The organism is Uruburuella testudinis (assembly GCF_022870865.1).
GTDB classification, from domain to species: Bacteria; Pseudomonadota; Gammaproteobacteria; order Burkholderiales; family Neisseriaceae; genus Neisseria; species Neisseria testudinis.
The window spans coordinates 69,015-95,983 of the sequence record NZ_CP091508.1; the positions used below are offsets into that span (position 1 = coordinate 69,015).

Annotated in this window: 24 protein-coding genes, 1 tRNA gene and 1 other RNA gene; 20 read left to right on the top strand and 6 right to left on the bottom strand. The window is 53.4% G+C overall.

What is annotated here, in order from left to right; genetic code table 11:
* Window positions 1-130 precede the first annotated feature (130 nt).
* Window positions 131-1,135 carry a type I glyceraldehyde-3-phosphate dehydrogenase gene (gap, locus tag LVJ83_RS00305; protein ID WP_244785220.1) on the top strand — a complete coding sequence of 335 codons (1,005 nt, stop codon included), beginning with the start codon at window positions 131-133 and terminating at the stop codon, window positions 1,133-1,135.
* A gap of 327 nt (window positions 1,136-1,462) precedes the next feature.
* On the opposite strand, the gene tsaA is transcribed toward gap, so the two are convergent.
* Window positions 1,463-2,152, bottom strand: a complete 690-nt coding sequence (gene tsaA, locus LVJ83_RS00310) for a tRNA (N6-threonylcarbamoyladenosine(37)-N6)-methyltransferase TrmO (RefSeq protein ID WP_244785221.1) — start codon at window positions 2,150-2,152, stop codon at window positions 1,463-1,465.
* A 118-nt stretch (window positions 2,153-2,270) separates the two neighbouring features.
* Here tsaA and LVJ83_RS00315 point away from each other — a divergent pair, with 118 nt between their 5' ends.
* From LVJ83_RS00315 to LVJ83_RS00340, 6 genes are all read left to right on the top strand, one after another.
* Window positions 2,271-2,912 carry a nicotinamidase gene (locus tag LVJ83_RS00315; protein WP_244785222.1) on the top strand — a complete coding sequence of 214 codons (642 nt, stop codon included), beginning with the start codon at window positions 2,271-2,273 and terminating at the stop codon, window positions 2,910-2,912.
* A gap of 58 nt (window positions 2,913-2,970) precedes the next feature.
* Window positions 2,971-3,945, top strand: a complete 975-nt coding sequence (waaC, locus tag LVJ83_RS00320; RefSeq protein WP_244785223.1) for a lipopolysaccharide heptosyltransferase I — start codon at window positions 2,971-2,973, stop codon at window positions 3,943-3,945.
* Window positions 3,946-4,237: 292 nt separating this feature from the next.
* Window positions 4,238-4,984, top strand: coding sequence for an electron transfer flavoprotein subunit beta/FixA family protein (locus tag LVJ83_RS00325; RefSeq protein WP_244785224.1), 747 nt, complete (start codon window positions 4,238-4,240; stop codon window positions 4,982-4,984).
* A gap of 10 nt (window positions 4,985-4,994) precedes the next feature.
* Entirely contained in the window at window positions 4,995-5,930 is a 936-nt protein-coding gene (locus tag LVJ83_RS00330; RefSeq protein ID WP_244785225.1) for an electron transfer flavoprotein subunit alpha/FixB family protein, read from the top strand.
* A gap of 143 nt (window positions 5,931-6,073) precedes the next feature.
* Window positions 6,074-7,117: a threonine aldolase family protein gene (locus tag LVJ83_RS00335; RefSeq protein WP_244785226.1), complete on the top strand. Its 1,044-nt coding sequence runs from the start codon at window positions 6,074-6,076 to the stop codon at window positions 7,115-7,117.
* Window positions 7,114-7,737 carry an IMPACT family protein gene (locus tag LVJ83_RS00340; RefSeq protein ID WP_244785227.1) on the top strand — a complete coding sequence of 208 codons (624 nt, stop codon included), beginning with the start codon at window positions 7,114-7,116 and terminating at the stop codon, window positions 7,735-7,737. The genes LVJ83_RS00335 and LVJ83_RS00340 overlap by 4 nt, the downstream gene beginning before the upstream one ends.
* Window positions 7,738-8,159: 422 nt before the next feature.
* Here the strand turns inward: LVJ83_RS00340 and LVJ83_RS00345 are convergent, their stop codons facing one another.
* Window positions 8,160-10,559 (bottom strand): TonB-dependent receptor, encoded by a 2,400-nt coding sequence (locus LVJ83_RS00345; RefSeq protein WP_244785228.1) that lies wholly within the window; start codon window positions 10,557-10,559, stop codon window positions 8,160-8,162.
* Between the two features lie 539 nt (window positions 10,560-11,098).
* Between LVJ83_RS00345 and purD the strand changes: the two genes are divergently transcribed.
* The 3 genes from purD (at window position 11,099) to LVJ83_RS00360 (ending at window position 13,371) form a co-directional block, all read left to right on the top strand.
* Window positions 11,099-12,370, top strand: a complete 1,272-nt coding sequence (gene purD, locus LVJ83_RS00350) for a phosphoribosylamine--glycine ligase (protein ID WP_244785229.1) — start codon at window positions 11,099-11,101, stop codon at window positions 12,368-12,370.
* Between the two features lie 322 nt (window positions 12,371-12,692).
* Window positions 12,693-12,766, top strand: a tRNA-Gly gene (locus LVJ83_RS00355).
* Window positions 12,767-12,807: 41 nt separating this feature from the next.
* Window positions 12,808-13,371, top strand: coding sequence for an L-threonylcarbamoyladenylate synthase (locus LVJ83_RS00360; RefSeq protein WP_244787804.1), 564 nt, complete (start codon window positions 12,808-12,810; stop codon window positions 13,369-13,371).
* A 2-nt stretch (window positions 13,372-13,373) separates the two neighbouring features.
* Here the strand turns inward: LVJ83_RS00360 and LVJ83_RS00365 are convergent, their stop codons facing one another.
* A complete protein-coding gene (locus LVJ83_RS00365) occupies window positions 13,374-13,562 on the bottom strand; it encodes a hypothetical protein (protein WP_244785230.1) in 189 nt (62 codons plus the stop codon).
* Between the two features lie 419 nt (window positions 13,563-13,981).
* On the opposite strand from LVJ83_RS00365, the gene LVJ83_RS00370 reads away from it, so the two are divergent.
* From LVJ83_RS00370 to LVJ83_RS00385, 4 genes are all read left to right on the top strand, one after another.
* On the top strand, window positions 13,982-15,082 hold the full coding sequence (locus tag LVJ83_RS00370) for an FAD-dependent oxidoreductase (protein WP_244785231.1): 1,101 nt from the start codon (window positions 13,982-13,984) through the stop codon (window positions 15,080-15,082).
* A gap of 60 nt (window positions 15,083-15,142) precedes the next feature.
* On the top strand, window positions 15,143-15,337 hold the full coding sequence (thiS, locus tag LVJ83_RS00375; protein ID WP_244785232.1) for a sulfur carrier protein ThiS: 195 nt from the start codon (window positions 15,143-15,145) through the stop codon (window positions 15,335-15,337).
* A 23-nt stretch (window positions 15,338-15,360) separates the two neighbouring features.
* A complete protein-coding gene (gene yciA / locus LVJ83_RS00380) occupies window positions 15,361-15,822 on the top strand; it encodes an acyl-CoA thioester hydrolase YciA (RefSeq protein ID WP_244785233.1) in 462 nt (153 codons plus the stop codon).
* Between the two features lie 353 nt (window positions 15,823-16,175).
* Window positions 16,176-16,970 (top strand): thiazole synthase, encoded by a 795-nt coding sequence (locus tag LVJ83_RS00385; RefSeq protein ID WP_244785234.1) that lies wholly within the window; start codon window positions 16,176-16,178, stop codon window positions 16,968-16,970.
* 65 nt (window positions 16,971-17,035) lie between these two features.
* Here the strand turns inward: LVJ83_RS00385 and trpC are convergent, their stop codons facing one another.
* Both trpC and LVJ83_RS00395 read right to left on the bottom strand, forming a co-directional pair.
* The gene (gene trpC, locus LVJ83_RS00390; protein WP_244785235.1) at window positions 17,036-17,818 is read right to left on the bottom strand and encodes an indole-3-glycerol phosphate synthase TrpC; all 783 of its coding nucleotides are present in this window, start codon (window positions 17,816-17,818) and stop codon (window positions 17,036-17,038) included.
* A gap of 194 nt (window positions 17,819-18,012) precedes the next feature.
* Window positions 18,013-18,621 carry a trimeric intracellular cation channel family protein gene (locus LVJ83_RS00395; RefSeq protein ID WP_244785236.1) on the bottom strand — a complete coding sequence of 203 codons (609 nt, stop codon included), beginning with the start codon at window positions 18,619-18,621 and terminating at the stop codon, window positions 18,013-18,015.
* Between the two features lie 440 nt (window positions 18,622-19,061).
* Between LVJ83_RS00395 and LVJ83_RS00400 the strand changes: the two genes are divergently transcribed.
* Both LVJ83_RS00400 and rnpB read left to right on the top strand, forming a co-directional pair.
* Window positions 19,062-21,344 (top strand): FdhF/YdeP family oxidoreductase, encoded by a 2,283-nt coding sequence (locus LVJ83_RS00400; RefSeq protein WP_244785237.1) that lies wholly within the window; start codon window positions 19,062-19,064, stop codon window positions 21,342-21,344.
* A 343-nt stretch (window positions 21,345-21,687) separates the two neighbouring features.
* An RNA gene (rnpB, locus tag LVJ83_RS00405) (RNase P RNA component class A) lies at window positions 21,688-22,056 on the top strand.
* A 538-nt stretch (window positions 22,057-22,594) separates the two neighbouring features.
* On the opposite strand, the gene LVJ83_RS00410 is transcribed toward rnpB, so the two are convergent.
* Window positions 22,595-22,858 (bottom strand): hypothetical protein, encoded by a 264-nt coding sequence (locus LVJ83_RS00410; protein WP_244785238.1) that lies wholly within the window; start codon window positions 22,856-22,858, stop codon window positions 22,595-22,597.
* Between LVJ83_RS00410 and LVJ83_RS00415 the strand changes: the two genes are divergently transcribed.
* The 4 genes from LVJ83_RS00415 to LVJ83_RS00430 all read left to right on the top strand — a co-directional run bounded on the left by LVJ83_RS00415 (window position 22,857) and on the right by LVJ83_RS00430 (window position 26,943).
* Entirely contained in the window at window positions 22,857-24,395 is a 1,539-nt protein-coding gene (locus LVJ83_RS00415; protein WP_244785239.1) for an ABC transporter permease, read from the top strand. The genes LVJ83_RS00410 and LVJ83_RS00415 overlap by 2 nt on opposite strands.
* A 93-nt stretch (window positions 24,396-24,488) precedes the next feature.
* Window positions 24,489-25,433 (top strand): ABC transporter ATP-binding protein, encoded by a 945-nt coding sequence (locus LVJ83_RS00420; protein ID WP_244785240.1) that lies wholly within the window; start codon window positions 24,489-24,491, stop codon window positions 25,431-25,433.
* A gap of 282 nt (window positions 25,434-25,715) precedes the next feature.
* Window positions 25,716-26,288: a TMEM165/GDT1 family protein gene (locus LVJ83_RS00425; RefSeq protein ID WP_244785241.1), complete on the top strand. Its 573-nt coding sequence runs from the start codon at window positions 25,716-25,718 to the stop codon at window positions 26,286-26,288.
* A 10-nt stretch (window positions 26,289-26,298) separates the two neighbouring features.
* Window positions 26,299-26,943, top strand: coding sequence for a TIGR01621 family pseudouridine synthase (locus tag LVJ83_RS00430; RefSeq protein ID WP_244785242.1), 645 nt, complete (start codon window positions 26,299-26,301; stop codon window positions 26,941-26,943).
* The last annotated feature ends 26 nt before the right edge of the window (window positions 26,944-26,969 follow it).

A 26,969-nucleotide genomic window follows, 5' to 3' on the forward strand; every position in this document is an offset into this window, starting at 1 on the left:
AACCGGGACAGCTTAATTTAAATCAGATTTTGTATCATTACATTCAAGTAGTTCTAGGTAGTAATTTTATTTCATGGTAAAACGCATTTATAAATTTACCACCTTATTCAGATTTCTTTAGGAGCAAAATATGAGCATTAAAGTTGCGATTAACGGTTTCGGCCGCATCGGCCGCTTGGCATTGCGCCAAATCGTGAAAACAGAAGGCATCGAAGTGGTGGCGGTAAACGACCTCACACCGGCCGATATGCTGCTGCACCTGTTTAAATACGACACCACCCAAGGCCGTTTTCAAGGCACTGCCGAGCTGAAAGACGATGCGATTGTGGTTAACGGCAAAGAAATCAAAGTGTTTGCCAATGCCAACCCGGAAGAGCTGCCTTGGGGCGAGTTGGGCGTTGATGTGGTGTTGGAATGCACCGGCTTCTTTACGACGCAAGAAAAAGCTGAGAAACACATCAAAGCCGGTGCACGCAAAGTGGTGATTTCAGCACCGGGCGGCGATGTGAAAACCGTGGTATTCAACGTGAACCAAGATATTCTCGACGGCAGCGAAACCGTGATTTCCGCCGCATCCTGCACCACCAACTGCCTGGCGCCGATGGCTGCCGTATTGCAAAAAGAATTCGGTGTGGTAGAAGGCCTGATGACCACCATCCACGCCTACACCGGCGACCAAAACACGCTTGATGCGCCGCACCGCAAAGGCGATTTCCGCCGCGCTCGTGCCGCTGCGCAAAATATCGTGCCCAACAGCACCGGCGCCGCCAAAGCCATCGGCTTGGTGATTCCTGAATTGAACGGCAAACTCGACGGCTCTGCCCAACGCGTGCCCGTGGCGACCGGTTCTTTAACCGAATTGGTAACCGTGTTGGAAAAAACCGTCAGCAAAGAAGAAATCAATGCAGCCATGAAAGCCGCAGCCAACGAATCTTACGGCTATACCGAAGAGCCGCTGGTTTCTTCCGACATTATCGGCATGGAATTCGGCTCATTATTTGACGCCACCCAAACCCGCGTGATGACCGTTGGCGACAAACAGCTGGTGAAAACTGTGGCTTGGTACGACAATGAAATGTCTTATACCTGCCAATTGGTGCGCACCTTGCAATACTTCGCCACTTTAATTAAATAAATCAAAGATTTACGATTTACAAAACGCTTCATAAACACATAATATAATAAATAAGGCCGTCTGAAAGATTCTTTCAGACGGCCTTTTATTGCAAGCAGCTTAAACCGGTTGCACCAAGCTTTCATCATAAAAACCGGGTATTGTTATTGATGCTGTTCAAACTGGCAAGGCTGCCGTAGAAAGGCAGAAGTGTCAGCAAGATACTGTTTTTAGTATACTTTTTTTGAAGTTGAGAAAAAACCTTTGATGCCGTCTGAAAAAGTTCAGACGGCATCAAAGGTTTGCACTTATATCACTTCTTTCTTTATTTCACTATAGTGATGATTTTTATGAACAGATTCGAGTTTGCGGATAAACCGCCACCACTGTAGCGGTGTGGCCTGCAATCTGAAATTTGACTTCATAACCGGCCACACTCATCACATACACGCGTTCGGGAATGTCTTGATAAGCCGGGCGCGGGTCTTGGGCGATGGATTGGCCGATTAGCGCGCGGATGTCTGTGGATAATTGTTCTGCACCGCAATCGGCCTGCCATGCCACGTTTAATTCATCGGGTTTGCCGCTGACAAAACCGCTGGCGGCTTCGGGCTTGGCTTCGACAAATGGGATATACGGTTTGATGTCGACCACCGGTGTACCGTCGAGTAAATCAGCGCCGCTGCAAATCAGGCAGATGGTTTTGCCGGTTTCGATGCGTTCCAGTTTCAACAGCGATAAGCCCAAATGGTTGGGGCGATGCGGACTGCGGGTGGCGAACACGCCCATTTTTTGTTTGCCGCCCAAGCGCGGCGGGCGCACCAGCGGCGACCAGCCCTCATCGAGCACGCCGTGAAAGATAAAGCTGATCCACACGTAATCAAAAGCATCCAAGCCGCGCACGCTGTCGGCTGTGAATTCGTGGTTGAGCTCAATGCGCACTTCGGCTGCCGGCACCAGACCCGGTTGGCGGGCCACGCCGAATTTTTGCGGATAAGGGGAATGCACGGTGGCAATGGTTTCGATAAGGTGTTGCATAAGGCCGTCTGAAAGAAATAATCGGAATGAAAAACAAGGGTGAAATTGTAGCATTGAATGCCCCTGTTTCAGACGGCCTTTGTTATAATCAAAGGTTAGAAATATAGGAAACCCACGCATGATTGTGTCGATTGATGTAGATGCTCAAAAAACTTTTTCGCCGCTGTGTCCTGATGAATTGCCTGTTGAAGAAGGCGATACGATTGCCGCTGAATTAAATGCGCAGGCCGCATTGGCCGATTTGCGTGTGATGAGCAAAGATGCGCACAGCCCGGCGGCCAAGTGGTTGGTAGACAGCCCCGATAAGATGTTGCAGCCCACCGGGCTGGCGAATGCCGATGTGACATGGGTATCGCATGCGATGGTGGGCACTAAAGGCTTTGAGCTGCTTGATGGCCTGCCCGCTGCGTGGGAATATGATTATTGTATCTGGAAAGGTGTGGATCCTGAATTTCACCCGTATGGCGCATGTTTTCATGATATTGAAGAAAAATTGAGCACGGGTTTGCTGGAATGGTTGCACAGTAAAGATGCCAAAACCATTATTGTAGGCGGCTTGGCAACGGATTATTGTGTGAAAACCACGGTGTTGCAGCTTCTAAAAGGCGGCCGTTGGCAGGTGATTGTCAATGCCGCCGCTTGCCGCGGTATTGCGCCCGATACGGTAGAAACGGCCTGGAATGAAATGATGGATGGTGGTGCCGTGGTGCTGGAAAATGCAGAATCTATTGCTAATTATATTAAAATCAATAAGTTATGAATGTTTCACGTGAAACATCAGGCGCTTGTTTATCATTATCGGCAAACGGAAGCATGTGATGAAAATTTTGCTTGTACGCCTTTCTAGTATGGGTGATTTGATCCACACCTTGCCGGCAGTAGATGATTTGTCGCGCATGCGCCCGGACATCGAGCTGCATTGGCTTTGTGAGGCAGGGTTTGCCGATATTGCCCGTTTGCACCCGTTTGTGAAACGAGTGCATCTTATGCATGGCCGAAAATGGCGGAAGCAATTGACGCAAACGGCCACATGGCGTGAAATAGGCCGTCTGAAAAGCGATTTGCAACAACAGAATTTTGATAATGTGCTCGACAGCCAGGGGCTGATAAAAAGTGCATTGTTTGCCAAAGCAGCCAATGCACCGGTGCAGGGTTTGGATTTTTACAGCGCCCGCGAACGGTGGGCGGCGCTGCTGTATAACAAAGTTTACCCCGTGCCTAAAGGCAGAAATGCGGTTTGGCGTAACCGCGCATTGTTTGCACAGGCATTCACTTATCGGATGCCGTCTGAACAGCGCTTTGGTTTGTCGGTGCCGCCGGCCGGCCGGTTGGAAAATTTGCCGCCGCACTATTATGTTGCCTTGCATGCAACCAGCCGCGACAGCAAATTGTGGCCATTGGATTATTGGCTGGATTTGCTGCAAAAGTTGCATCAGCGCGAGCATGCGCCGGTGTATTTGCCATGGGGCAGTTTGCAGGAAAGAGAACGTGCTGAAAGCATAGCGGCCAAACTGCCGTTTGCACGGGTGTGTGAAAAAATGAATCTGCTCCAAGCGGCTTATTTGCTGGCTCATGCAACCGGTGTGGCCGGTGTCGATACCGGTTTGCTGCATTTGGCCAATGCGCTTGATGTGCCGGTGGTGGGTATTTATACCGATACCGATCCGGCCAAAACAGGCGTGCAGATTTCGGCATGGTCGCAAAATTTGGGCAATGCAGGTCAGATTCCGCTGCCTGAAAGGGTTTATGAAGCTTTATCGGATTGTATTGCTGCCAAAGATGAGGCCGTCTGAATAATTTCCACAAAAATCAGCTGACGGTGCCGGCTTGCCCGCCGTGAATGGTTTTTTTGCTTGCTGCTTTTTTGCTTGCTTTGATAAATAAGTATGAATCAAAATCCGTAAAGGTTTGAATAAGCTTTATTTTTATCGGGTATAATTTAAAGCTGATAGGGCTGGTGAATGTGATTTTATAAAACAGCTTGTGTTTTATATATGTTTTATTTATGCAGCAACAGCCGTCTTGTCAGATATTGAGTTAACAGGTCATTAATTGCCGGCATGGTTTCCGGCTCAAGGAGAACGCATGAAAGCACTGGTCGCCGTAAAACGCGTGGTGGATTACAATGTTAAAGTCCGGGTTAAAGCCGATGGTTCGGATGTGGATATCGGCAATGTTAAAATGTCGATGAATCCGTTTGACGAAATTGCTGTGGAAGAAGCCGTGCGCTTGAAAGAAGCGGGCAAAATCAGCGAGATTGTGGCGGTATCACTGGGCGAGAAAAAATGCGAGGAAACTTTGCGCACAGCACTCGCTATGGGTGCCGACCGGGCTATTCATGTAGAAACCGATGCCAAGCTGGAGCCGTTGGCGGTGGCCAAATTGCTGAAGGCAGTGGCCGATAAAGAACAGCCGCAGCTGCTTTTGTTGGGCAAACAGGCGATTGATGACGATGCCAATCAAACCGCACAAATGCTGGCTGCTTTGCTGAATGCAGCGCAAGGCACGTTTGCCGCCAAAGTGGTGTTGGCAGATAATGAAGTGTTGGTAACCCGTGAGATTGACGGCGGTTCGGAAACCGTGGCATTAACACTGCCTGCTGTGATCAGCGCCGATTTGCGCTTGAATGAGCCGCGGTTTGTCAAACTGCCCAATATTATGGCGGCCAAGAAAAAACCGTTGGAAAAAGTATCACCAACAGATTTGGGCGTGGATATTACGCCACGTGTCAAAGTATTGAAAATGGCCGAACCTAAAACGCGTCAGGCCGGTGTGAAAGTAGCCGGTGTGGCCGAATTGGTTGAGAAATTAAATCAGGCTCGAGTGATTTGAGGAATATGATATGAGCGTATTGATTATTGCAGAACATAACAATCAGCAATTGAATCCGGCTACATTACATGCGGTTGAAGCAGCATCCAAGCTGGGTGAAGTGCATCTGCTGGTGGCAGGTAGCGGTATTTCGGCGGTTGTGGAAGCCGCCGGGCAAGTGAGTGGCGTAGCGAAAGTATGGTCGGCCGATGCGGCTTATTATGGCGAAGGTTTGGCAGAAGAAATCGCACCGCTGGTGGTTAAGCTTGCCGAGCATTACACCCATATCGGGGCCACTGCTACCGCATTCGGCAAAAACCTGCTGCCGCGCGTGGCTGCATTGTTGGATGTGCCGCAAATCTCTGATTTAACAGAAATTATAGATGCACAAACTTTTGTGCGCCCGATTTATGCGGGCAATGCATTTGAAACTGTGCAAAGCGATTCGGCCAAATTGGTGCTAACATTCCGCTCAACTGCATTTACAGCCGCTGCTGCCGAAGGTGGCCATGCCACAGTAGAAAATGTTGAGGCTGCGCCGGCACAAAATTTAAGCCGTTTTGTCGGCCGAGAGCTGACCCAATCAGACCGGCCGGAGCTTACACAAGCCAAGGTTGTGGTAACAGGCGGGCGTGCTTTGGGCAGCGCCGAGCAATTTGATGCGCTGCTGACACCGCTGGCGGATGTATTGGGCGCAGCTATTGGCGCTTCTCGTGCTGCGGTAGATGCCGAATATGCGCCGAATGATATTCAGGTCGGGCAAACCGGTAAAGTGGTGGCGCCCGAGCTGTATATCGCCGTGGGCGTTTCCGGCGCCATCCAGCATATCGCCGGCATGCAAGACAGCAAAGTGATTGTTGCCATCAATAAAGATGCAGATGCACCTATTTTCAATATTGCCGATTATGGTTTGGTGGGCGATTTATTTGAAATCGTGCCGCAGTTGACCGCTGCATTGAAACAGTAAACAGGTTTCACGTGAAACATTAAATTGTGCTTCATTATTATTGAATAAAAACTTTATACGCAAGCATTACGTATAAAGTTTTTATTATTTTTATTTCAGACGGCCTGAACATGATAAAGGCCGTCTGAAAACAGGAGCAAACCATGAACTCTTTACATAACCCTGAAATCATCTCATTTGCTTCAGATAATTATGCCGGCGCCCATCCTGAAATATTGGCGGCATTAACCGCAGCCAACGGCGGGCATGTGGCTGCTTACGGATATGACCCATATACCGAGCGATTACAGCAAGTGATGCGTCATCACTTCGGCGATCAAGCTGAATGCTGGCCGGTGTTTAACGGCACCGGCGCGAATGTTTTGGGCCTTCAGGCAATGTTGCCGCGGTGGGGCGCAGTGATTTGTGCAAACAGTGCTCATCTGAACACCGATGAAAACGGTGCGCCACAAATAACCGGTGGTTTGAAACTGTGGCTGGTAGACACGCCCGATGGCAAACTCACGCCTGATTTGATTGCAGAACAGGCTTGGGGATTCGGCAGCGAGCACCGCGCCCAACCATTGGTGGTTAGCATCAGCCAAACCACCGAATACGGCACATGTTACAGTGTAGATGAAATCCGCGCGATTGCCGATTATGCGCACAGCCTGGGCATGAAACTGCATATGGATGGTGCACGGATTGCCAATGCCGCTGCTTATTTGAACCTGCCGTTGCGGAGCATGACCACCGATGCCGGGGTAGATTTGCTTTCGTTCGGCGGCACCAAAAACGGTTTGCTGTTTGGCGAATGTTTGGTTGCTTTATCTGCTGATGCCGTAACAGGCATGGCGCATTTAAGGAAAATCAACTTGCAACTGGCCTCTAAAATGCGTTTTATTTCCGCCCAATTTATTGCATTGCTGGAAAACGATTTATGGTTGCACAGCGCCTGCCACAGTAACCGGATGGCGCTCAGGCTGAAAGAAGGTCTTGAAGGTATTGATGGCGTATCGGTGTGTTATCCGGTGCAATCCAATGCCGTATTTGCCTGCTTACCGCCGCATATATTGGAGCAGGCACGCCGGCATTTTGCTTTTTATGATTGGGATAATCACGGCATGGTGCGTTTGATGTGCAGTTTTGATACCCGTGCCGAAGATGTGGATAAGTTGACGGGCATCATGCGGAATGCAATTTTATGAGTGCGGCCACATACCTGACGTTGGCTGTTGAATCAGCGGCTGAATTTAAAGATAAAGGCAGTCGCTTTATCGCTTTTGCTTATCCGATAAAGTGTGCTGAAGAAGTCAAAGCATTGGTGGAAGCATTACGCCAAAACCATCATAAAGCCCGGCATTGGTGTTATGCCTACCGTTTGGGCACAGACGGCCTGCAATTTCGTGCCAATGATGACGGCGAACCCTCCGGCAGTGCCGGACGGCCGATTTTAGGACAGATTGATTCGGCAGGGCTGACAGATGTATTGGTGGTGGTGGTGCGTTATTTCGGCGGCACTTTGTTGGGCGTGCCCGGATTGATTCATGCTTATAAAACGGCCACTGCTGCGGCTCTGCAACAGGCCGAAATAATTGAAAAAAATATTGAAAAAAGCGTGTGGCTGCGCTGTGAATACCCACATCTCAACGATGCCATCCGTATTGCCAAACAGCATCAGGCCATCATTATCCGGCAAGAATTGCAGCTTGATTGCCGCTTGCACATCCGAATTCCCTTGGCTTCATATGAGGCAGCAGTCAACGCTTGGCAACAGACACGTGTTATTGAGTTGTTAGCGGATGAAGCAATTATTGAGATGCAATAGCTTGATTTGTTGCTGTTAAAGGTTGTTTATATTTCCCGTGTTCAGTTTAAAGATAAGCCGGCAATGCCCATTTCTAAAAAATAATCTGACTGTTGGGATTTGCTTGGGCTCAAAGAAGATAGGCTTCATTGAGAAGCTGAAACGCTAAGCCAACCGGTTCTTGTATTATAGTGTTCAATTAAATCACCCTACTTTGTGTTTTGTTTTGCCTTTCGTGTGTACTGTCTTCGTCCCGTTGCCTCGTCAGATTATTTTTGTGAATGGATAGCACAACAGTCGCTCAATTTTAAACAGACATGTCAAAAGGCCGTCTGAAAATTTTTCAGACGGCCTTGATCATTATTTATTGCAGCTGTTGTTTTACATATGCTATCAGTTTTCGCTGCCCTTTCCTGCAACAAATACTGATTTGCTTCAATATTTTAAAAATCTACATTAATCCCGAAGCTGAAATTGCGCCCGATTTGCGGCACATAAGGCAGGAAAGAATTATGGATATAAACTTTTTGGTTGAGCAGGTTATTGGCATTCAGCGATAGTTGGTAGCCGCTTTTTCCCAGTTTGTTACGGTAGTTCAACCCCATGTCCAGCAAGTGATAACCTTTAGAAGCGCTTTCCAATTTGCCGGTTTTATTTTGCTTGAATATCCGGGTATAGGCCAGTGAGCCGTTCCATTTTTGATTAAAGGTGCTGTTGAAGCGTATGCCTAATCTTGCCGGCGGCATACGCGGGGCATTGCGGCCGGGTTGGGCGAGCATTTCTTTGCCGAGATAAGGGCGGACATCTTCTTGATAGTCTTCATCCCATACCGCTTCGCCATATAAATCTTTGCCAGGCAGTTTGGGCAGATCAAACAGTTTGCCGCGCACATAATCACCAAACAGGGTAGCCTGATGGTTGGGGGTGAAGCGATAGCTCAGCTGGCCTTCGATACCGTAAATTTTTGCCTGCGACTGTGTTTGGCGGCGCATAAACAAATTATTTTCGCGATACAGGTTTTCATTGTGGATATAGTTTTTGAAACGGCTGTAATAGGCGCTGATACCGTAATCCCAAGATTCGCTGCTGTGGCGCAAACCCAGCTCGATATTGTTTGATTGCTCTTTTTTCAGGTTTTTATTGCCGTATTCAAATGAATTGGTGGCCAAATGCTGACCGTGATAATACAACTCTGCCGGTGTGGGCAGGCGTTCGTTATGTGATGCGGTGAGCGACAAGCGGTAATCCGGATGAAAATCCCAATGCAATGCGCCTGAATAAGAAAACGCTTTTTGTTTGTTGGGCGCCAGATCAGGCAGCTCTTGCGAGGCAGATAAATCAGCATAGGTTTCGCGGTAGCTTTTTAAAAGCTCGGCATCGTAATCCATATAAACGCCTTGCTTTTCAGCGCGTGCGCCCGCTTCGAATAAGAAATTTTTCCAACGGTATTGCTCAAGGGCAAACAGGCTGAACTGTTTATTGGTGTTTTCCGCCAAAGGCCAGCGTACTTCGCGGTTGTCCGGGCTGTTGGCACTGCTTTTTTGCGTTTGATACTGCACGCCCCACACGCCCGACAAGCCGCCCAGCGGTTGATGATAAAGCTCCAATCTTGAATTGAAACCGCGGTTTTTAAAAATATTAACGGCTCTGCCGTAATTTTTGCGCGCTTTTTCCTGTTCGCGTTCGGGATTAATGGTATCAAAAGATTTGCCGGCATCTTTTTCATCATGATAATAATCGGCACGCGCCAAGCTGATGCGTATTTTCTCGATGCCGGGTAGGGGCTGTTTGATTTCGCTGCGCAAATCGAAGCGCTTCGATACCAAATCTACCCAAGGCCCCGGGTGGGAATGATCATGGTTGTGGCCGTAAGGGTGCTCGTGGCTGTGGCCGGGGTCGAAACCGTGATCGCTGCCGCAATGGAAGTGGGGGTTTTCGCTGATGTGATGCGCTTCCATCAAATGCGGATAGGGATAAGTGTAGCTGTAGTCAAACTGATTGCCATAAATATGTGCGGTGCAAGAATCAAATTTGTGGTTGTGGCCGGTGAGGCCGTATTTGTCTTTACGGTAGCTGTAAGATGCGCCCACATAGCCGCGTTCGCCAATCAAAGAAGCGCCGATGGTGCCCACTTTGGATTTATGATGCGTATCAGGCACAAATTTGACGGTTTCACCAAGATTGATGCCGGGCACCCGGTAATTATCAGCATGGCGTGAAAGCCCTTCCGCCCGAATGGCAATGTGTTCGCCAACACCCAAAGTGATGCCTGCCGTAGCCAGCTTTTCTTTGCTGTTGCTGTTATAGCGGGCGCCGAATTCGCCTTCATAGCCTTTTTCAGGCATCGCCGCTGGTATGCGCTTATCGGCTACGTTCAATACCCCGGCGGGTGAGGCCGATGCATACAACAGCGTGGCCGCGCCGCGTACCAGCTCGACCTGGCTGGCCAGCAATGTATCCGTTGCTACGGCATGATCGGGCGACAGTGCCGACATATCCACCACATCGGAGCCGTTTTGCAAAATTTTTACCCGCACGCCTTCCTGCCCGCGAATCACCGGCGCACTCGCACCGCCGCCGAAAGGGTTGCTGTGTATGCCCGGCTCACCGGCCAGCGCATTACCGAGGGTGGCGGAACGCTGTTTGAGGGTTTCGCCGCTGATTATTTTGTCGCTGGCTTTTCGTGCCTGCGTGAACGGCAGCGATTCAAAAGCCTGCGGGCGTTTACCGGTTACCGTAACCGCCTGCAATGTCTGACTGCCCGACACTTCATGATCGGCCGCCCAGGTATTGGCAACGGCAAGCGCCAGCACCGATACCATCATTTGTTTGGAAGAAAGCATCAATTAATCCGCCTGCCCGTTAGTCTCAAATAATATGTTATAGTATAACAATTGTAATAAAAAGTTAAGCAGGATTTACTCGTAATTATCAAAAATTAATGTGCAGTATGGTATTTCAATTAAAGTAACCGGATACAAAATGGGCTGTATGGAGATGAGCCAAACAGCGTGATGCCCATTTAAAAACTGCTTGATGGTATTATTTTGCCTGAGCGCAAAGCAGCCGGTTTCAGCAGGCATTAACGCAGCCCAGTATCTGCTATAGCCTTCAACCTGCCGCGGGATGAGTTTGCTTTTCAAATGGTTGGAATTGATTTTTCATATATTCTTGGCCGTCTGAAAAGTTTTCAGACGGCCAAGAATATATTCAGAAACAAAATCCCCTCATAAACGACACATCAGGACACCCTAAACCCGGTTGCGCTACACCCATAAGATTTGGCCAGATCAAAATCCAGATGTATCACAGGCTGCCCTGCCCGCTGAAATCCGCTATAATTCTAAGCCCTATCCTATCCGCACCCATAAGGAATTCCGTTATGAAATTACTCGTTATCGGCAGTGGCGGCCGCGAGCATGCGCTGGCCTGGAAGCTGGCACAGTCGCCCCGGGTGGCCACCGTATATGTTGCCCCCGGCAATGCGGGCACTGCAACCGAGCCCAAGTTGGAAAACGTGGCGCTTGACGGCCATAGCGAATTGATTGATTTCTGCCGCCGGAAAAATATCGCGTTTACCGTGGTCGGCCCGGAAGCGCCGCTGGCGGCCGGGGTGGTTGATGATTTCCGTGCTGCCGGTTTGCCGATTTTCGGCCCCGACCGTTATGCCGCACAGCTGGAAAGCTCGAAAGATTTTGCCAAAGCCTTTATGGCGAAATACCGGATTCCCACCGCACAATACCAAACCTTTGCTGATGCAGCGGCGGCGCATGCGTATATCGACCTTAAAGGCGCCCCGATTGTGATCAAGGCCGATGGTTTGGCAGCGGGCAAAGGCGTGATTGTGGCGGAAACCCCCGATGAAGCCCATGCCGCCGTTGATGACATGCTGTTGGGCAATAAAATGGGCGATGCCGGCGCGCGGGTGGTGATTGAAGATTTTCTGCAAGGCGAAGAGGCCAGCTTTATTGTGATGGTGGATGGTGAAAATGTGTTGCCGATGGCCACCAGCCAAGACCACAAACGCCTGCGCAACCAAGATCAAGGCCCCAACACCGGCGGTATGGGCGCATACAGCCCCGCACCGGTGGTCACGCCGGCCGTATATGAGCGCGCCATGAATGAAATCATCTTGCCCACCGTACGCGGCATGCAGGCCGAAGGCCACCCTTTTACCGGTTTTTTATATGCGGGTTTGATGATTGATGCCACAGGCGCGCCCTATACCATCGAATTCAACTGCCGCTTCGGCGACCCCGAAACCCAGCCGATTATGAGCCGCCTCAACAGCGATCTGGTTGAGTTGGTCGGCGCGGCTATTGAGGGCAAACTCGATAACGTGCATGCCGAATGGAATCCGCAAACCGCGGTCGGCGTGGTGTTGGCAGCCGAAAATTATCCCGACACCCCCCGCAAAGGCGATGTTATCAGCGGCTTGAATGAGGCAGACCGTATCGGCAAAGTGTTCCATGCCGGTACTTGCGCCGATCAAGAAAGCCGCATCACCACCGACGGCGGCCGCGTGTTATGCGTTGTGGGTTTGGGTGACGATGTGGCCGCAGCCAAAGCCAAGGCTTACGAGGCATTGGAAAAAATACATTTCGACGGCATGCAATACCGCACCGATATTGCCGACAAAGCCATACGGACATGACGGCACACAATGGAGGGAATACCCGCTCTTACCAATAGTCGGCCCGCCGCCTTGTCATATTTTGTGAATGGGTATAAAAGCATTTGCGCACTGGTCGGAACAGCGGCAACCGCGTATAATGGCAGACTTGCGTTTCAGGCCGTCTGAATACCCATTTACACAAACAACCTAACCGCGTTGTTTCGCCTCGGCTCGAAGAAAATCGGTTTTGCTAAGGGGCTGAAGCACCAAGCAACCGGCTCCATACGGGTTTACTGTTTCAGTTTGCCGCTTTGCCGGCCTGCCTACTTTTTTGAATTTTTGAATGGGTAATAAACGCCTTGCGGGTGTGATGTAGTGGTAGCATAACTGCTTCCCAAGCAGTTCGGACGGGTTCGAATCCCGCCACCCGCTCCAATTTTCGCTTGCTCCCTTCCCGTCTTTTATTGCCCGCCATCATGATCCGCCTGCCTGCCCACACAGCCGTTTACCGTTTGCGCGCCCATCTGCGCCGTGGCGGCGTGGTGGCTTATCCCACCGAATCCAGCTATGGTTTGGGCTGTCTGCCCGGCCATTCACGCGGCCTGCGCCGGCTTATCCGTTTGAAAAAAAGACCGCAAAGCAAAGGCCTGATCAGCATCGGCGGCGATTGGGCGCAGCTCTCGCCTTTATTGCGGCCACAAAATGCCGCAACCAAACAAATCCTGCTGCAACACTGGCCTGCTCCCAAAACCTATCTGCTTTGCGCCCGTGCCGGTATTCCGGCCGCCTTGCGCGGCAAAGGCCGCAGCAAACTGGCTGTGCGTATTCCCGATCATGCCGGTGCCCGCGCATTGTGCAAACGCATCGGCACTGCGCTGGTTTCCACCTCGTGCAACCGTGCCGGCAAACGGGCTTGTCGCAGCGAGCGTGAAGCCCGCCGTCAGTTTGGTCGCGATGTCTGGGTGATCGGCGGCCGCACCGGCTGCCGGCGCGCGCCGAGTACCATTATCGATTGGGAAAGCGGCCGGGTGTTGCGGTAGCATTAATGAAGTATTAAAGCCTTATATTGCAACAGGAAAATAGGATACCCTAGGGTGTCCGGACAATTTGATTTACGGGTGTATTTTGCCCCCGAAAACGCATCTGCTGCGTTAAAAAGCCTCGCAAGATGCCCAATCTTGCTGCGTTTTTTGCCTGGCATCTGCATTTTTAGGAACAAAAATCCCCTCATAAACAAATTGTCCGGACACCCTAGGCCGTCTGAAACTGATGTGGCGCAATAATGCCTTTTTCAGTTTATGTTTTAATCTGCCGCAGCACCATTAATACCCATTCACAAAAGTAAGCTGATAAGGCGGCGAACCGAAGACAATACACACATACGGAGCCGGTTAACTTGGTAGGGTATCCTGAGCATTCGATTGACGGGTGTATTTTGCCCCTGAAAACGCATCTGCTGCGTTAAAAAGCCTCGCAAGATATCCAATCTTGCTGTGTTTTTTGCCTGGCATCTGTACTTTTATCACAAAAAATCTGAATCATCCTGAATGGTCAGGACACCCTAGCAAAACCGGCTCTCTTCGGGCTCAGGCGAGCCAACACGGTTAGAATATTTTTGTGACCGGATAATCTGCATACAAAGGAATCTTTATGCCCCGCATAGCCATACTCGGAGGCGGTTTGTCCGGCCGGCTGACTGCTTTACAACTGGCCGGTCAAGGCTTTCAGACGGCCTTGTTCGACAGCGCTTCACGAGCGGGCGAGCAATCGGCCGCTTATGTGGCTGCCGCCATGCTGGCGCCCTTGGCCGAATCGGTGGAGGCTACGCCCGAAGTGATTGCGCTGGGCAGACAGAGCCTGCCTTTGTGGCGCACATTGTTAGGCCGTCTGAACACCCCTGTGTTTATGCAGCAACAAGGCAGCCTGATTGTTTGGCACGGACAAGACAAACCGTTGGCCGTGCAGTTTGAGCAACACCTGCACCGTGCCGCCGCGGCACCGGCTGCCGAGCATTGGCAGGCCGCCCAAATCGCCGCTGGCGAGCCGCAGCTGGCGGGGCGGTTTCAGGCCGCTTTATACCTGCCCGGCGAAGGCCAGCTCGACAACCGCCAAGTGCTCGATGCCTTAGCCGATGCGCTTGACCGGGCCGGTGTTGACTGCCATTGGCACAGCCCGGTAGAAACGGCCGATGTGCAGGCATCATTCGATTGGGTGGTCGATTGCCGCGGTTTTGGTGCAAAAGCTGCTTGGAACAGGCCGTCTGAAACGCCCGATGCGGCAAAATTGCGCGGCGTGCGCGGCGAGGTGGCCAGAGTATACGCCCCGGAAATCACGCTCAACCGCCCCGTCCGCCTGCTGCATCCACGCTACCCGCTCTATATCGCACCGAAACAAAACCATGTGTTTGTCATCGGCGCCACCCAAATCGAGAGCGAAAGCCAAGCCCCCGCCGGCGTGCGTTCGGGGCTGGAATTGCTGTCGGCGCTTTATGCCGTGCACCCTGCATTCGGTGAAGCGCAGATTCTGGAGCTGGCCGCCAATCTGCGCCCCACGCTCAACCACCACAACCCCGAAATCCGCTATTGCCGCACTCGCCGTTTGGTAGAAATCAACGGCCTGTTCCGCCACGGCTTTATGATTGCACCAGCTGTAACCGCCGCCGCCGTCAGGCTGGTGGCCGCCTTGTCGGATAACCGCGAACCGCCGCCCGCCGATCAGCAAAGCGGTCTGCCTTATTTAACGGCACCATAGCCGCCGGCCGTATTCGGCGCTATACTTTCAGACGGCCTTATTGAGATTCAGGAAGCTACCATGCAGATCAGCGTCAACGGCGAAACCATTGAGTTCGGCGGCCGGACTTTGGCCGAACTGATTGAGCGGCAAGCCCCGCAAACCCCGTTTGCAGCCGCCGTCAACACCCGTTTTATTCCCAAAGCCGATTACCACAGCCACATGCTGCAAAACGGCGATCAAATCGATATCGTCCGCCCTGTGGTAGGCGGTTGAACCGCAACAGCAAAGGAGCCACTATGCACCCGTCCGACAGCGATACGGCCGGCAGCCGCCCGCAAGGCGGCATGCTGCTGCGCACACTGGCCATGCCGGCCGACACCAACGCCAGCGGCGATATTTTCGGCGGCTGGATTATGTCGCAAATGGATATCGGCGGCGCCATTCTGGCACAAGAAATCGCCCACGGCCGCGTGGTCACTGTGGCGGTGGCGCAAATCACCTTTTTCCGCCCCGTCAGCGTGGGCGATGTGGTGTGCTGCTACGGGCGTTGTGTCAAAGTGGGCAACACTTCCGTGCAAATCAAAGTGGAAGTGTGGGTGAAAAAAGTGCTGCACGAGCCCGAAAGCGACCGCCAACGCGTTACCGAAGCCGTGTTTACTTTTGTGGCCGTTGATGCGCAAGGCCGCCCGCGCCCGATTCCAAAAAACAACAATCCCGAGCTGGATAAAGCCCTAGGATGTCCTGACCATTCAGAATGACTCAGATTTTTTGTGATAAAAGTACAGATGCCAGGCAAAAAACGCAGCAAGATTGAGCATTTTGCGAGGCTTTTTAACGCAGCAGATGTGCTTTTAGCGCAAAAAAGATAATGATATATGAATGGTCAGGACACCCTAGGGTATCCCGATGTGCCGATTTAAGGGTATATTTTGCCCCTGAAAGCGCATCTGCTGTGCTAAAAATCCCGGCATCTGCATTGGCAGAGACACAAAACCCCTCATAAACGATGCCGAGCGCTGTTTTACCCGAAAAGCCGTTTTGCGTATTGCATGAGGGCAGACTTCGAAAACATCAACATTTTTCCGCCGCACCAACCCATAAGGCAGAGCCCATGAATACACTCACGCTTTACCATCAAGATTTTTCCGGCCGCCTGCTGCTGGGTACGGCTGCCTACCCCACCGCCGATATTCTGCGCCAAAGTGTGGCCGCTGCCGAACCCGCCATGATTACCGTATCACTGCGCCGCGCCGGTGCCGGCGGTGAAGCGCACGGGCAAGGGTTTTGGGAATTGCTGCAAAACCTCAATATCCCCATCCTGCCCAATACCGCCGGCTGCCAAAGCGTGCAGGAAGCCGTGACCACCGCGCAGATGGCGCGCGAAGTGTTTGGCACCGACTGGATCAAGCTCGAATTGATCGGTGATGACGATACCCTGCAACCCGATGTGTTCCAACTGGTTGAAGCCGCCAAAATATTGATTGACGAGGGCTTCAAGGTGCTGCCGTATTGCACTGAAGACCTGATTGCCTGCCGCCGCCTGCTTGATGCCGGCTGTCGGGCGCTGATGCCTTGGGCGGCACCCATCGGCACCGGCCTAGGCGTGGTGCACGAATACGCCTTGCGCGTGTTGCGCGAACGCCTGCCCGACACGCCGCTGATTATCGATGCCGGATTGGGCGTGCCCTCACAAGCCGCACAAGTGATGGAATGGGGCTTTGATGCTGTATTGCTCAACACCGCCGTTTCCCGCAGCGGCGACCCCGTTAATATGGCGCGCGCCTTTGCCCTGGCTGCCCAAGCCGGACGGCTGGCTTATGAGGCCTGCCCGGTGCAGCCGCGCGAACAGGCGCAAGCCAGCACGCCTACCGTGGGGCAGCCGTTTTGGCACAGTGCCGAATATTAAATTTTATCTTGCGATCAGGACACCTTAGCTATTCTGAATAGTCAGGACAATCCGGCGGTGGTGCATTAAAACAGCGTTTTCACTGCCGCTTCGATATCGTCGGCACGCATAAAGGTTTCGCCGATCAGGAAGGTGTGCACGCCGTTTGCCTGCATAAAGTCGACATCTTCTTTATCGCGGATGCCGCTTTCGGTCACCACGGTTTTGCCTTTGAGGGCCGGCAGCAAATCAAGGGTTTGTTGCAGCGACACGTCGAATGTGCGCAGGTTGCGGTTGTTGACGCCGACCAGCGGGGTAGTCAGGGTGCGGCATTTTTCCAACTCGGCTTCATTGTGCAGCTCTAGTAAAACCGTCATGCCGAGCGAGTGGGCGGTGGCTTCGAATTGCGCCAGTTCGTCTGCTTCCAGCGCGGCGGCAATCAGCAATACGGCATCGGCACCCCAAGCGCGTGCCTGATAAATCTGATAATCGTCAATCATAAAATCTTTGCGCAACACCGGCAGATTAACCGCTGCTTTAACTTGTTTGAGGTATTCCGGCGAGCCTTGGAAGTAAGGCTTGTCGGTGAGCACTGATAAACAGGCGGCGCCTGCGCGCTCATAGGCCTGTGCAATGGCGGCAGGGTTGAAGTCGGCACGAATCAGCCCTTTGCTGGGGCTGGCTTTTTTCACTTCGGCGATAATGGCAGGCTTGCCGGCGGCATGTTTGGCGTGTATGGCTTGCAAAAACGGCCGTGCCGGTGCGGCGGCTGCGGCTTGGCGTTTGATTTCGTCGAGCGGTATGGCGGCTTTTTCGGCGGCTACTTCCTGTGCTTTGGTGGCAAGGATTTTATTCAGAATATCGGTCATGGTTGTTCTATCGTAAGGGGGATTTCAGACGGCCTGAATCATCATTCAGGCCGTCTGAAATCCATTCACAAAATAGCTTAACGGCGTTGGGCTTGCCTTATCGGCTGACTTTTGTGAATGGGTATGAAAATAAAATCGGGCAGGCTTTATGCTACCTGAAATCGGCGCGATGCGGTAGCGTTCAGACGGCCTGTTTAAAAGCGGGGTAATGCCCAGGCCACGCGGTGCGCCCACAATCTGAGCGCGTAGCCGCCCCAGAGCAGGATATTTAAGGTCAGCGCGTTGACCCAGCCGAAGCGGTCGATGCCGTAGAGCGCCAGGCCGATAATCACCGATACTGTGCCATAAAAATCTTTGCGCAAAATCATCGGAATATCATTCACCAGCGTATCGCGCACAATGCCGCCGCCCACTGCGGTTACAAAACCCAGCATCACCACGCCGAACAGGTTTAATTCATACATCAGCCCCACTTGTGCGCCGGTGATGGTAAAGGCGGCCAGCCCGAGCGAATCGGCGAGCAGAAACAAGGCGGCCAGCACTTTCTTTTGGCGGTGTTGCAGTTTGAACAGCCATGCCAGTATCAGGGTGATGCCGATGGTGATGATGGCGCTGTTTTGGGTAAACACCAAAGGCACGCGCCCCATCAATACATCGCGCATCATGCCGCCGCCGATAGCGGTGAGCAGCGCCACAATCAAGACGCCCAACATATCCAGCCGCTTGCGCACACCGACCAGATAGCCGGAAACGGCAAAAGCGGCGGTGCCGATGATGTGGATGATTTCTGTGGTGTGGTTCATGGCAAAACAGGCCGCGGTAAAAAGCCGATTATAACGCAGAGGCCGTCTGAAGGTGGGGGGTGTTGCCGGCGGGGTTGAAGTGTGGATAAGTGCCGATGTGTTTGAGAAACCGGCGATAGCCGTTCAACTTAATGCCCATTCATAAAAGTAAGCTGAATAAGGCGGGCTAACGCGTTAAATCATTGTTGTAAATAGGCATTAATCATCCGATTGCCTTGCCTGATTTTACTGCCCGTTATGTTTTTTTGTCTGCCGCTGCATATGATTATTCCATTAGATGGGGATATAATATCCGTTCATAAAAAGCATCCGGCTGTGTCGGCCGGCCGCCGCGTCGGCTTGCTTTTTATAAATCAGTATCATGCTCAAACCGCCGTTTTTTTTGCCGGAATGTTGACCGGTGGCGGAATCCCACCCTTGATTGAGAAAAGGAAGCAGCGATGGCACATTCTAAAATTCATCACGGTCATTATCCCGCCGGCGGCTGGTTGGCGGCTAAAGCCCTGGGCGATGCTTTTCACGAGCAGATGAATATGCGTGAAGAGATCAAAATCATGTTTGAAATGAATAAGCCCGGCGGTTTCGACTGCCCGGGATGCGCCTGGCCGGATGCCAATCCGCCGCACCCGGTGGAAATGTGTGAAAACGGCGGCAAAGCCATGTCGTGGGAAGCCACTTCCAAGCGCACCACGCCTGAATTTTTTGCCAAGCATACGGTGGGCGAGCTGTTGGGCTGGTGCGATTATGATTTGGAAAACGAAGGCCGTCTGACGCACCCGATGAAATACGATGCGGTCAGCGATACCTATCAGGCCGTGGAATGGGATACCGCTTTTGCCGAAGTGGGCGCGCTGCTGCAAAGTTATGCGCCTGAAACGGTGGAATTTTACACTTCGGGACGCACTTCCAACGAAGCAGCCTTTCTATACCAGCTGTTCGGCCGCGAATACGGCCACAATAATTTTCCCGACTGTTCCAATATGTGCCACGAGCCGACCAGTGTCGGCCTGCCGCCGGCCATCGGTGTGGGCAAGGCCACCATCACGCTGGATGATTTGGCCGAATGCGACTTGTTGATCAGCATCGGCCATAATCCCGGCACCAACCACCCGCGCATGCTCACTTATTTGCGGGAAATTTCCCGTCGCGGCGCCAAAATCGTAGCCATCAATCCCTTGAAAGAGCGGGGGCTGATTGATTTTATTCCGCCGCAAAGCCCGATGCAGATGGTGGATTTCCAACCGACCAAACTGGCCTCCGATTATTACACCGTGCGTGTCGGCGGTGATGCGGCGCTGCTCAAAGGCGTGATGCGCTGCGTGATTGAAGCGCATGAGGCAGCGTTGGCCGCCGGGCAGCCGGCAGTGCTGGACGAAGCCTTTATCGCCGAACATACCAGCGGCTATGAAGCATTGCGCGCCGACGTGTTGGCTGTGCCGTGGGACAAAATCGAGCAAGTGTCCGGCTTGGCGCGCAGTCAGATTGAAGCCATCGCCCGCCTTTATATAGAGGCGGAACGCACCATCATCTGCTACGGCATGGGCGCTACCCAGCACGAAAGCGGCACGCAAAACATCCAGCAAATGGTCAATCTGCTGCTGCTCAAAGGCAATATCGGCCGCCCCGGCACCGGCATTTCACCGGTACGCGGCCATTCCAATGTGCAGGGCGACCGCACCGTGGGCATTACCGAAAAACCCAATGCGGCCTTAATCGGCAACCTCGAAAAACGTTACGGTTTTGACGTGCCCAAAACATGGGGGCATGCCGCCGTGGCCAGTATGCAGGCGATTGCCGAAGGCCGCGCCAAAGCCTTAATTTGCATGGGCGGCAATCTGGTGATGGCCATGCCCGACCAGTCGCGCTGCATTCCCGGCGTAAAATCACTGGATTTGGCGGTGCATATCGGCACCAAACTCAACCGCTCGCATCTGACCATTTCAAAAAACACCTATCTGTTCCCCGTGCTCGGCCGCACCGAAATCGACCGCCAGGCCGGCGGCGAGCAGGCGGTTACCGTAGAAGATTCGATGTCGATGGTGCATGCCTCGTGGGGCAAGCTCGAGCCGGCCAGCCCACATCTGAAATCGGAATGCGCGGTAGTGGCCGGCATGGCCAAAGCCACGCTGCCCGACAGTAAAGTGGATTGGGATAAACTGATAGGCAACTATGATTTGATTCGCGACGATATCGAATTTGTGTTTCCCGAATTTGCCGGGTTTAATGAAAAAATCCGCCGGCCGGGCGGCTTCCATCTGCGTAACGCCGCTGCGGAGCGCGAGTGGAATACCCCCAACGGCAAAGCCAATTTTCTGGTGATGGACGGTATAAACGAAGATCCGCGCGCCGGTGACAGCAGCCGCTTCTCACTCACCACCCTGCGCAGTCACGACCAATACAACACCACGGTATACGGCCTCGACGACCGCTACCGCGGGGTATACGGCATGCGCAATGTCTTGTTTATCAATGCCGCTGAAGCCGCAGGTTTGGGCGTGGCTGAAGGAGATAAAGTGAATATTGAGGCGCTGGACAAAGCCGGCCGCCCGACCGGCCGCCGTTTGGACGGTTTGGTGGTGGTAGTGATCGAAATGGCCGACCGCGCCGCCGCCACTTATTTCCCTGAAGCCAATGATTTGGTGGATTTGGAAAATTTTGATAAGGCCAGCGGCATTCCGGCTTATAAAAATGTGCCCATCCGTATTGAAAAAGCTCCGGCATAACGGTGGTGTATCAACAACGATGAGGCCGTCTGAAATATTTCAGACGGCCTCATCGTTGTTTGTTGGCATCTGCTTTGTTTTTATATCTGTTTAAAATGTTTACTCAGAAAAATACCTTGATATCTGTTTGCCAAAGTAAGCTGGGGTGTCCTGATGTGTCGATTTACGGGTGTATTTTGCCCCTAAAAACGCATCGGCTGCGTTAAAAAGCCTCGCAAGATACCTCATCTTGCTGCGTTTTTTGCCTGGCATCTGTACTTTTATCACAAAAAATCTGAATCATTCTGAATGGTCAGGACACCTAGAACTGCTGCCGGCGGGCGTGTTATAATGGCCGCGTACACAGGCAGGCCAGACAGTCGCCGCGTATTGCATCAGGCATACGGGGAGGAAAGTCCGGGCTCCAAAGAGCAGAATGCCGGCTAACGGCCGGGCGCGGCAACGCGACGGAAAGTGGAACAGAAAGCAAAACCGCCGATGGCTGTTTGTGCAAACAAGCGGCACAGGTAAGGGTGAAAAGGTGCGGTAAGAGCGCACCGTGCACTTGGCAACAAGGCGCAGCAGGCTAAACCCCATTCGGAGCAAGACCAAACAGAACACGACGACGCTGCTCGCCGAGTGTTCGGGTAGGTTGCTGGAGCGTATCAGCAATGGTGCGCCTAGAGGAATGACTGTCCGACGACAGAACCCGGCTTACCGGCCCGCCTGTGTACAACTGATTTCGAAAGCTTGAGGCCGTCTGAAAAGTTTCAGACGGCCTCAAGCTTTTCATCATTTCAAAAACAAGCTGAAATCTTGCACAATATCATCAAATTCAAATAAATTGACGACAGGAAACTGATCGCAAATCATTTATGCGCACGGGCGCAGACGCTACAGCGCAGTATTTTGATATGAGCCAGATAATCATCGGGCGGCCGGGTTGACGGGCGTTACACCCGTTCACAAAAATAACCTAACAGCGTTGGCTTGCCTGAGCTCGAAGAGGACTGGTTTCGCTAAGACGCTGAAGTGCCAAGTCAACCAGCCCCGTACGTGTGTACTGTCTTCGGTTCGCCGCCTTGTTAGCTTACTTTTGTGAATGGGTATTAAGTTTTGTCCGACAGCATTCGCTTGGCGCTACAGCACACCGTTCCCTCCCGTCCCAACGGGTTGGGGAGGGGCAAAGCAGTGAAGGGCTTTTGACCCGTTCACAAAATAACCTCGCTGTTTGGCTCGCCGCTTCGTATGCTGACTCAGCTTGACGACGATCATAACAGAATGTTTTGAATCAGAAATTCCATAATTTGACGATGATTTATCATCACGATACCAAGGCCGTCTGAAAGATTGTAATAAGCCAAGCAATCTTTCAGACGGCCTGTATTGTGTGCGCCAGACAACTTAGGTTGGCATGGCGCATGGTATGCCGCAGCGGTAAAAATTTCAGGCGCAACAAGGTGATGTACGATATTCGCCGCCATATCGGCGCTTTGTTTTACAATAAAGCTCTTTTTTGCTACCGCCGCCGCCATGACCTTGCCCCGCCCGTTTGCCACTTTGCTGATTGCGCTGCTGCCGCTCGGTTTTCTTGCCGTGATGGTGGCTGCGCCGTTGTTGGCTCTGGCGGCTTATGATCAAAGCGGGCTGTTGTGGCAGATATTGGGCGACGGCTATATGCAGTGGCGCATGGTCTGGACGGTGATACAGGCGGTGCTGACTTGCGCGTTGGTGCTGCTGCTGGGCGTGCCGGCGGCTTGGGTGTTGGCACGGTTTGAATTTCGCGGCCGGCGGCTGATTTTGCGCTTGCTGATGCTGCCGTTTGTGATGCCCACGCTGGTGGCGGGTATGGGCGTGTTGGCGCTGTTCGGCGCCCGCGGCCTGCTGTGGCCGGGCTGGCAGGATACGCCTTATCTGCTGCTTTACGGCAATGTGTTTTTTAATTTGCCGGTGCTGGTGCGTGCCGCGTATCAAGGGTTTTTGCAGGTGCCGGCGGCGCGGTTGCGGGCGGCGCAGACTTTGGGCGCGGGCGCGTGGCGGCGGTTCTGGCATATCGAGCGGCCGGTATTGCAACCTTGGCTGGCCGGTGGTTTGTGCTTGGTATTTCTTTATTGTTTTTCCGGTTTCGGGTTGGCGCTGTTGCTGGGCGGAAGCCGCTATATCACGGTAGAAGTGGAAATCTACCGGCTGATTGCGTATGAGCTCGATATGGCGCAGGCCTCGGTGCTGGTGTGGCTGGTGTTGGCGGTAACGGCGGCTGCGGGTGGGGTTTATGCGCTGCTCAGCCGCCGCACCGCCGCCGGTAAAAACATCCGCCCGCTGCCGCCCGCCCCGCCGCAGGGTGTGGCGCAGAAAATGCTGCTGGCCGCCGTTTTGGTCGGGCTTTCACTCTGCTGCCTGCTGCCGCTGGTGGCGGTGGCGCTGCAAGCTTTGCAGGCGGGCGCTTCGTGGCAGGTGTTGCAGGAAGCGGCAACCTGGCAGGCAGCGTGGAACACTTTGCGCTTCACAGCCTTGGCAATGCTCGCGGCTGTGTTGCTGGGTGTGATGCATGCCTGGCTGGCGCGGCGGGCGGCGTGGGTGCGCAGCATCACTTTTCTGCCGTTTATGGTGTCGCCGGTGTGTGTGGCGTTTGGCGTGCTGCTGCTCTATCCCGAGTGGACGGCGTCGCTGCCGTTGTTGGTGGCGGCCTATGCGCTGCTGGCTTATCCCTTTATCACCAAAGATGTGCTGACCGCATGGGATTCGCTGCCTGCCAACTACAGCGCCGCCGCCCGCAGCATGGGTGCCACGCCTTTTCAGACGGCCTGTTATGTGACGGCGCCGCTGCTGCTGCCCTCATTGCGGCGCGGGTTGACGCTGGCCGCCGCCACTTGCATCGGCGAATTTGCAGCCACGCTGTTTTTATCGCGCCCCGAATGGCAGACGCTGACTACGCTGGTTTACCGCTATTTGGGCACGGCCGGGGCGGATAACCACGACCGTGCGATGGTGGTGGCACTGCTGTTGATGTTGCTGGCGTTGCTGGTGTTTTTATGGCTGGATGCGGCGGAAAAACACGATAATACGCATTGATAAAAATAAGCCGGTGGTCAGCTTGTTTGGCCGTATTACAGCCATACCCATCGATTTTTGCATGGGCATAGGCCGTCTGAAACAGGAAACGTGATGCTCGAACTCAAACATATCCACAAAACATTCGGCGCCAAAACCGTGGCCGACGATATCAGCCTGACGGTGGCCGACGGCAGTTTGACGGCCATCTTGGGGCCTTCCGGTTGCGGAAAATCTACCTTGCTCAATATTGCCGCCGGCCTGGTGCCGCCCGACAGCGGCGAAGTGTGGATCGGTGGTGAAAACCGCACCGATACGGCTGCTGAAAAACGGCAGGTGGCGCTGATGTTTCAGGATTATGCGCTGCTGCCGCATCTGAATGTGTGGCAAAACGTGGCTTTCGGCCTGAAAATGCGCGGCACGGGCGCTGCCGAAGCCCGCCGTCGTGCCGAAACCGCCTTGGCTGCGGTGGGGCTGGCGGCCGAAAGCGGGCGGCGGGTAGATGCCTTGTCGGGCGGCGAACAGCAGCGGGTGGCGCTGGCGCGCGCGTTGGTGGTGCAGCCGCAGCTGTTGTTGCTCGATGAGCCGTTTTCCAGCCTCGATACCGGCTTGCGCCAACAGTTGCGCGGGCAAACATTGGCGCAGGTGCGCGCCCAAAATATTCCGGCGGTGCTGGTCACGCACGACCCGGAAGAAGCTTTTGCGCTGGCCGATCATCTGATGCTGATGCAGGGTGGGCGCATGGTGCAATACGGTGCGCCCGATGCGCTGTTGCAACGCCCCGCCGATGCTTGGGCGGCCAGGCTGATGGGGGCGATTAATGTTGAAGATGCGCGCTATATTCCGCAACAGGCCTTGCAGTTCGCCCATCCGCAGGGGCAGGCTTCGAGGGTGGTGCAGAGCTTGGCGCTGCCCGATGCCTGCCGTTTGCGGGTGTTGCATCCGCAACACGGTGAAATCACGCTGAATTTGGGTTGGAACGAAGCCGCCGGACGCGATATCGGCGCAGGCAGCATTTGGCCGGTGCGGGTAGATGAAGCGCAGATTGTGTATTTTTGATAAGCGCAACGGGTGCATGGGCTTTCAGACGGCCATCACTTTACATTGTCTGAATCATCAAATAAATTTATAATGGCGTATATTTCCGCTCTTAGGGGAGTAGCCATCCGCGTGTTTCAGGCGCGCGGAGCCGTTGTCAACATAATTGCCCCGCATCAGTCGGCGCATGGCAGCGGCATCTTTGACCAAACAGAGACAGGCAAGACTTAAGGCACGCAAAGCCGCTGTGGGCAGCGCTTTGACGTGCTTTTTTGTTTGCCCACGGTTTGAGTGTCTTGATTTATGGAAGCTTTTCTTTCTTCTACCCTGGCCGTCGCCATTGCCGAAATCGGCGATAAAACCCAATTGCTGGCGCTTTTTCTGGCGGCGCGCTTTCATCAGAAAAGCGCGATTATTGCCGGTATTTTTGTAGCCACATTGTTCAATCATCTGTTTTCCGCCGTGCTCGGCGTGTGGCTGGCGCAATTTATTTCCCCCGAAATGATGAAATGGATTGTCGGCGTGAGCTTTATCGCCGTCGGTCTGTGGCTGCTGGTGCCCGATAAAGACGGCGGCACCGACAAGCGCTGGCTCAAATACGGGGCTTTCGGCGCCACTGCGGTGTTGTTTTTTCTGGCCGAAATCGGCGACAAAACCCAAATCGCCACGGTGTTGCTGGCGGCCAAATACCAGGCCATGTTTTGGGTGGTGGCCGGCAGCACGTTCGGGCTGATGCTGGCCAATGTGCCGGTGGTATTTTTAGGCCGGGCGATGATGAAAAAAATCCCCGCCAAAGCGGTGCGCACGGCTGCTTGTGTGCTGTTTTGCCTGCTCGGCATGGTTACGCTCGCCGGCGGCGGCATTGCGCTGCATTGAGGCCGTCTGAATGAAACTGGAAATCCTACAGCATCACGATGATTTTGTTGCCGTTTATAAGCCCGCCGGATTGGCGGTGCATCAGCAGGCGGAAGCTGCCGGGCTCACGCAGGTGCTGGCGCGGCAGCTCGGTGTGGCGCGGCTGTGGCTGGTGCACCGGCTCGACAAACCCACCAGCGGCGTGTTGCTGCTGGCTTTGAATCAAGCCGCGGCCTCGGCATTGGCGCAGCAGTTTGCCGCCAAAACCATGCGCAAAACTTATCTTGCCCTCAGCGACGGGCGCCCTGCCAAAAAGCAGGGCTGGGTGAAGGGCGATATGCACAAAGCCCGACGCGGGGCGTGGAAGCTGGCGCGCAGCATGGAAAACCCTGCCATTACCCGCTTTTACAGCCAAAGCACCGCCCCCGGCCTGCGCTTGTTTGTGTTGCAGCCGTTCGGCGGCAAAACCCATCAGCTGCGCGTAGCCATGAAAAGCTTGGGCAGCCCGATTTTGGGCGATACGCTCTACTGCGGCACGCCTGCCGCGCGGCTGTTTCTGCATGCCTGGAAGCTCGAATTCAGCCATGGCGGCCGTGATTTCTGCATTTGTGCCGAGCCGGACGGGGATTGGCCGGATAGGATTTCAGACGGCCTTAAATCAATGCCGCCGTTTTGATGCGGTTGTCAAACGCTGTATGGGTG

Excerpts from the sequence above, each read along its gene's own strand:
- trpC (WP_244785235.1), bottom strand. The coding sequence starts at position 17,818 with ATGACCGATATTCTGAATAAAATCCTTGCCACCAAAGCACAGGAAGTA.
- LVJ83_RS00340 (WP_244785227.1), top strand. The coding sequence starts at position 7,114 with ATGAGTGCGGCCACATACCTGACGTTGGCTGTTGAATCAGCGGCTGAA.
- LVJ83_RS00315 (WP_244785222.1), top strand. The coding sequence starts at position 2,271 with ATGATTGTGTCGATTGATGTAGATGCTCAAAAAACTTTTTCGCCGCTG.
- LVJ83_RS00370 (WP_244785231.1), top strand. The coding sequence starts at position 13,982 with ATGCCCCGCATAGCCATACTCGGAGGCGGTTTGTCCGGCCGGCTGACT.
- LVJ83_RS00365 (WP_244785230.1), bottom strand. The coding sequence starts at position 13,562 with ATGAGGGGATTTTTGTTCCTAAAAATGCAGATGCCAGGCAAAAAACGC.
- LVJ83_RS00420 (WP_244785240.1), top strand. The coding sequence starts at position 24,489 with ATGCTCGAACTCAAACATATCCACAAAACATTCGGCGCCAAAACCGTG.
- LVJ83_RS00335 (WP_244785226.1), top strand. The coding sequence starts at position 6,074 with ATGAACTCTTTACATAACCCTGAAATCATCTCATTTGCTTCAGATAAT.
- purD (WP_244785229.1), top strand. The coding sequence starts at position 11,099 with ATGAAATTACTCGTTATCGGCAGTGGCGGCCGCGAGCATGCGCTGGCC.
- LVJ83_RS00330 (WP_244785225.1), top strand. The coding sequence starts at position 4,995 with ATGAGCGTATTGATTATTGCAGAACATAACAATCAGCAATTGAATCCG.
- LVJ83_RS00400 (WP_244785237.1), top strand. The coding sequence starts at position 19,062 with ATGGCACATTCTAAAATTCATCACGGTCATTATCCCGCCGGCGGCTGG.
- LVJ83_RS00430 (WP_244785242.1), top strand. The coding sequence starts at position 26,299 with ATGAAACTGGAAATCCTACAGCATCACGATGATTTTGTTGCCGTTTAT.
- LVJ83_RS00325 (WP_244785224.1), top strand. The coding sequence starts at position 4,238 with ATGAAAGCACTGGTCGCCGTAAAACGCGTGGTGGATTACAATGTTAAA.
- LVJ83_RS00345 (WP_244785228.1), bottom strand. The coding sequence starts at position 10,559 with ATGCTTTCTTCCAAACAAATGATGGTATCGGTGCTGGCGCTTGCCGTT.
- tsaA (WP_244785221.1), bottom strand. The coding sequence starts at position 2,152 with ATGCAACACCTTATCGAAACCATTGCCACCGTGCATTCCCCTTATCCG.
- LVJ83_RS00395 (WP_244785236.1), bottom strand. The coding sequence starts at position 18,621 with ATGAACCACACCACAGAAATCATCCACATCATCGGCACCGCCGCTTTT.
- LVJ83_RS00360 (WP_244787804.1), top strand. The coding sequence starts at position 12,808 with ATGATCCGCCTGCCTGCCCACACAGCCGTTTACCGTTTGCGCGCCCAT.
- gap (WP_244785220.1), top strand. The coding sequence starts at position 131 with ATGAGCATTAAAGTTGCGATTAACGGTTTCGGCCGCATCGGCCGCTTG.
- LVJ83_RS00425 (WP_244785241.1), top strand. The coding sequence starts at position 25,716 with ATGGAAGCTTTTCTTTCTTCTACCCTGGCCGTCGCCATTGCCGAAATC.
- thiS (WP_244785232.1), top strand. The coding sequence starts at position 15,143 with ATGCAGATCAGCGTCAACGGCGAAACCATTGAGTTCGGCGGCCGGACT.
- LVJ83_RS00385 (WP_244785234.1), top strand. The coding sequence starts at position 16,176 with ATGAATACACTCACGCTTTACCATCAAGATTTTTCCGGCCGCCTGCTG.
- LVJ83_RS00415 (WP_244785239.1), top strand. The coding sequence starts at position 22,857 with ATGACCTTGCCCCGCCCGTTTGCCACTTTGCTGATTGCGCTGCTGCCG.
- LVJ83_RS00410 (WP_244785238.1), bottom strand. The coding sequence starts at position 22,858 with ATGGCGGCGGCGGTAGCAAAAAAGAGCTTTATTGTAAAACAAAGCGCC.
- waaC (WP_244785223.1), top strand. The coding sequence starts at position 2,971 with ATGAAAATTTTGCTTGTACGCCTTTCTAGTATGGGTGATTTGATCCAC.
- yciA (WP_244785233.1), top strand. The coding sequence starts at position 15,361 with ATGCACCCGTCCGACAGCGATACGGCCGGCAGCCGCCCGCAAGGCGGC.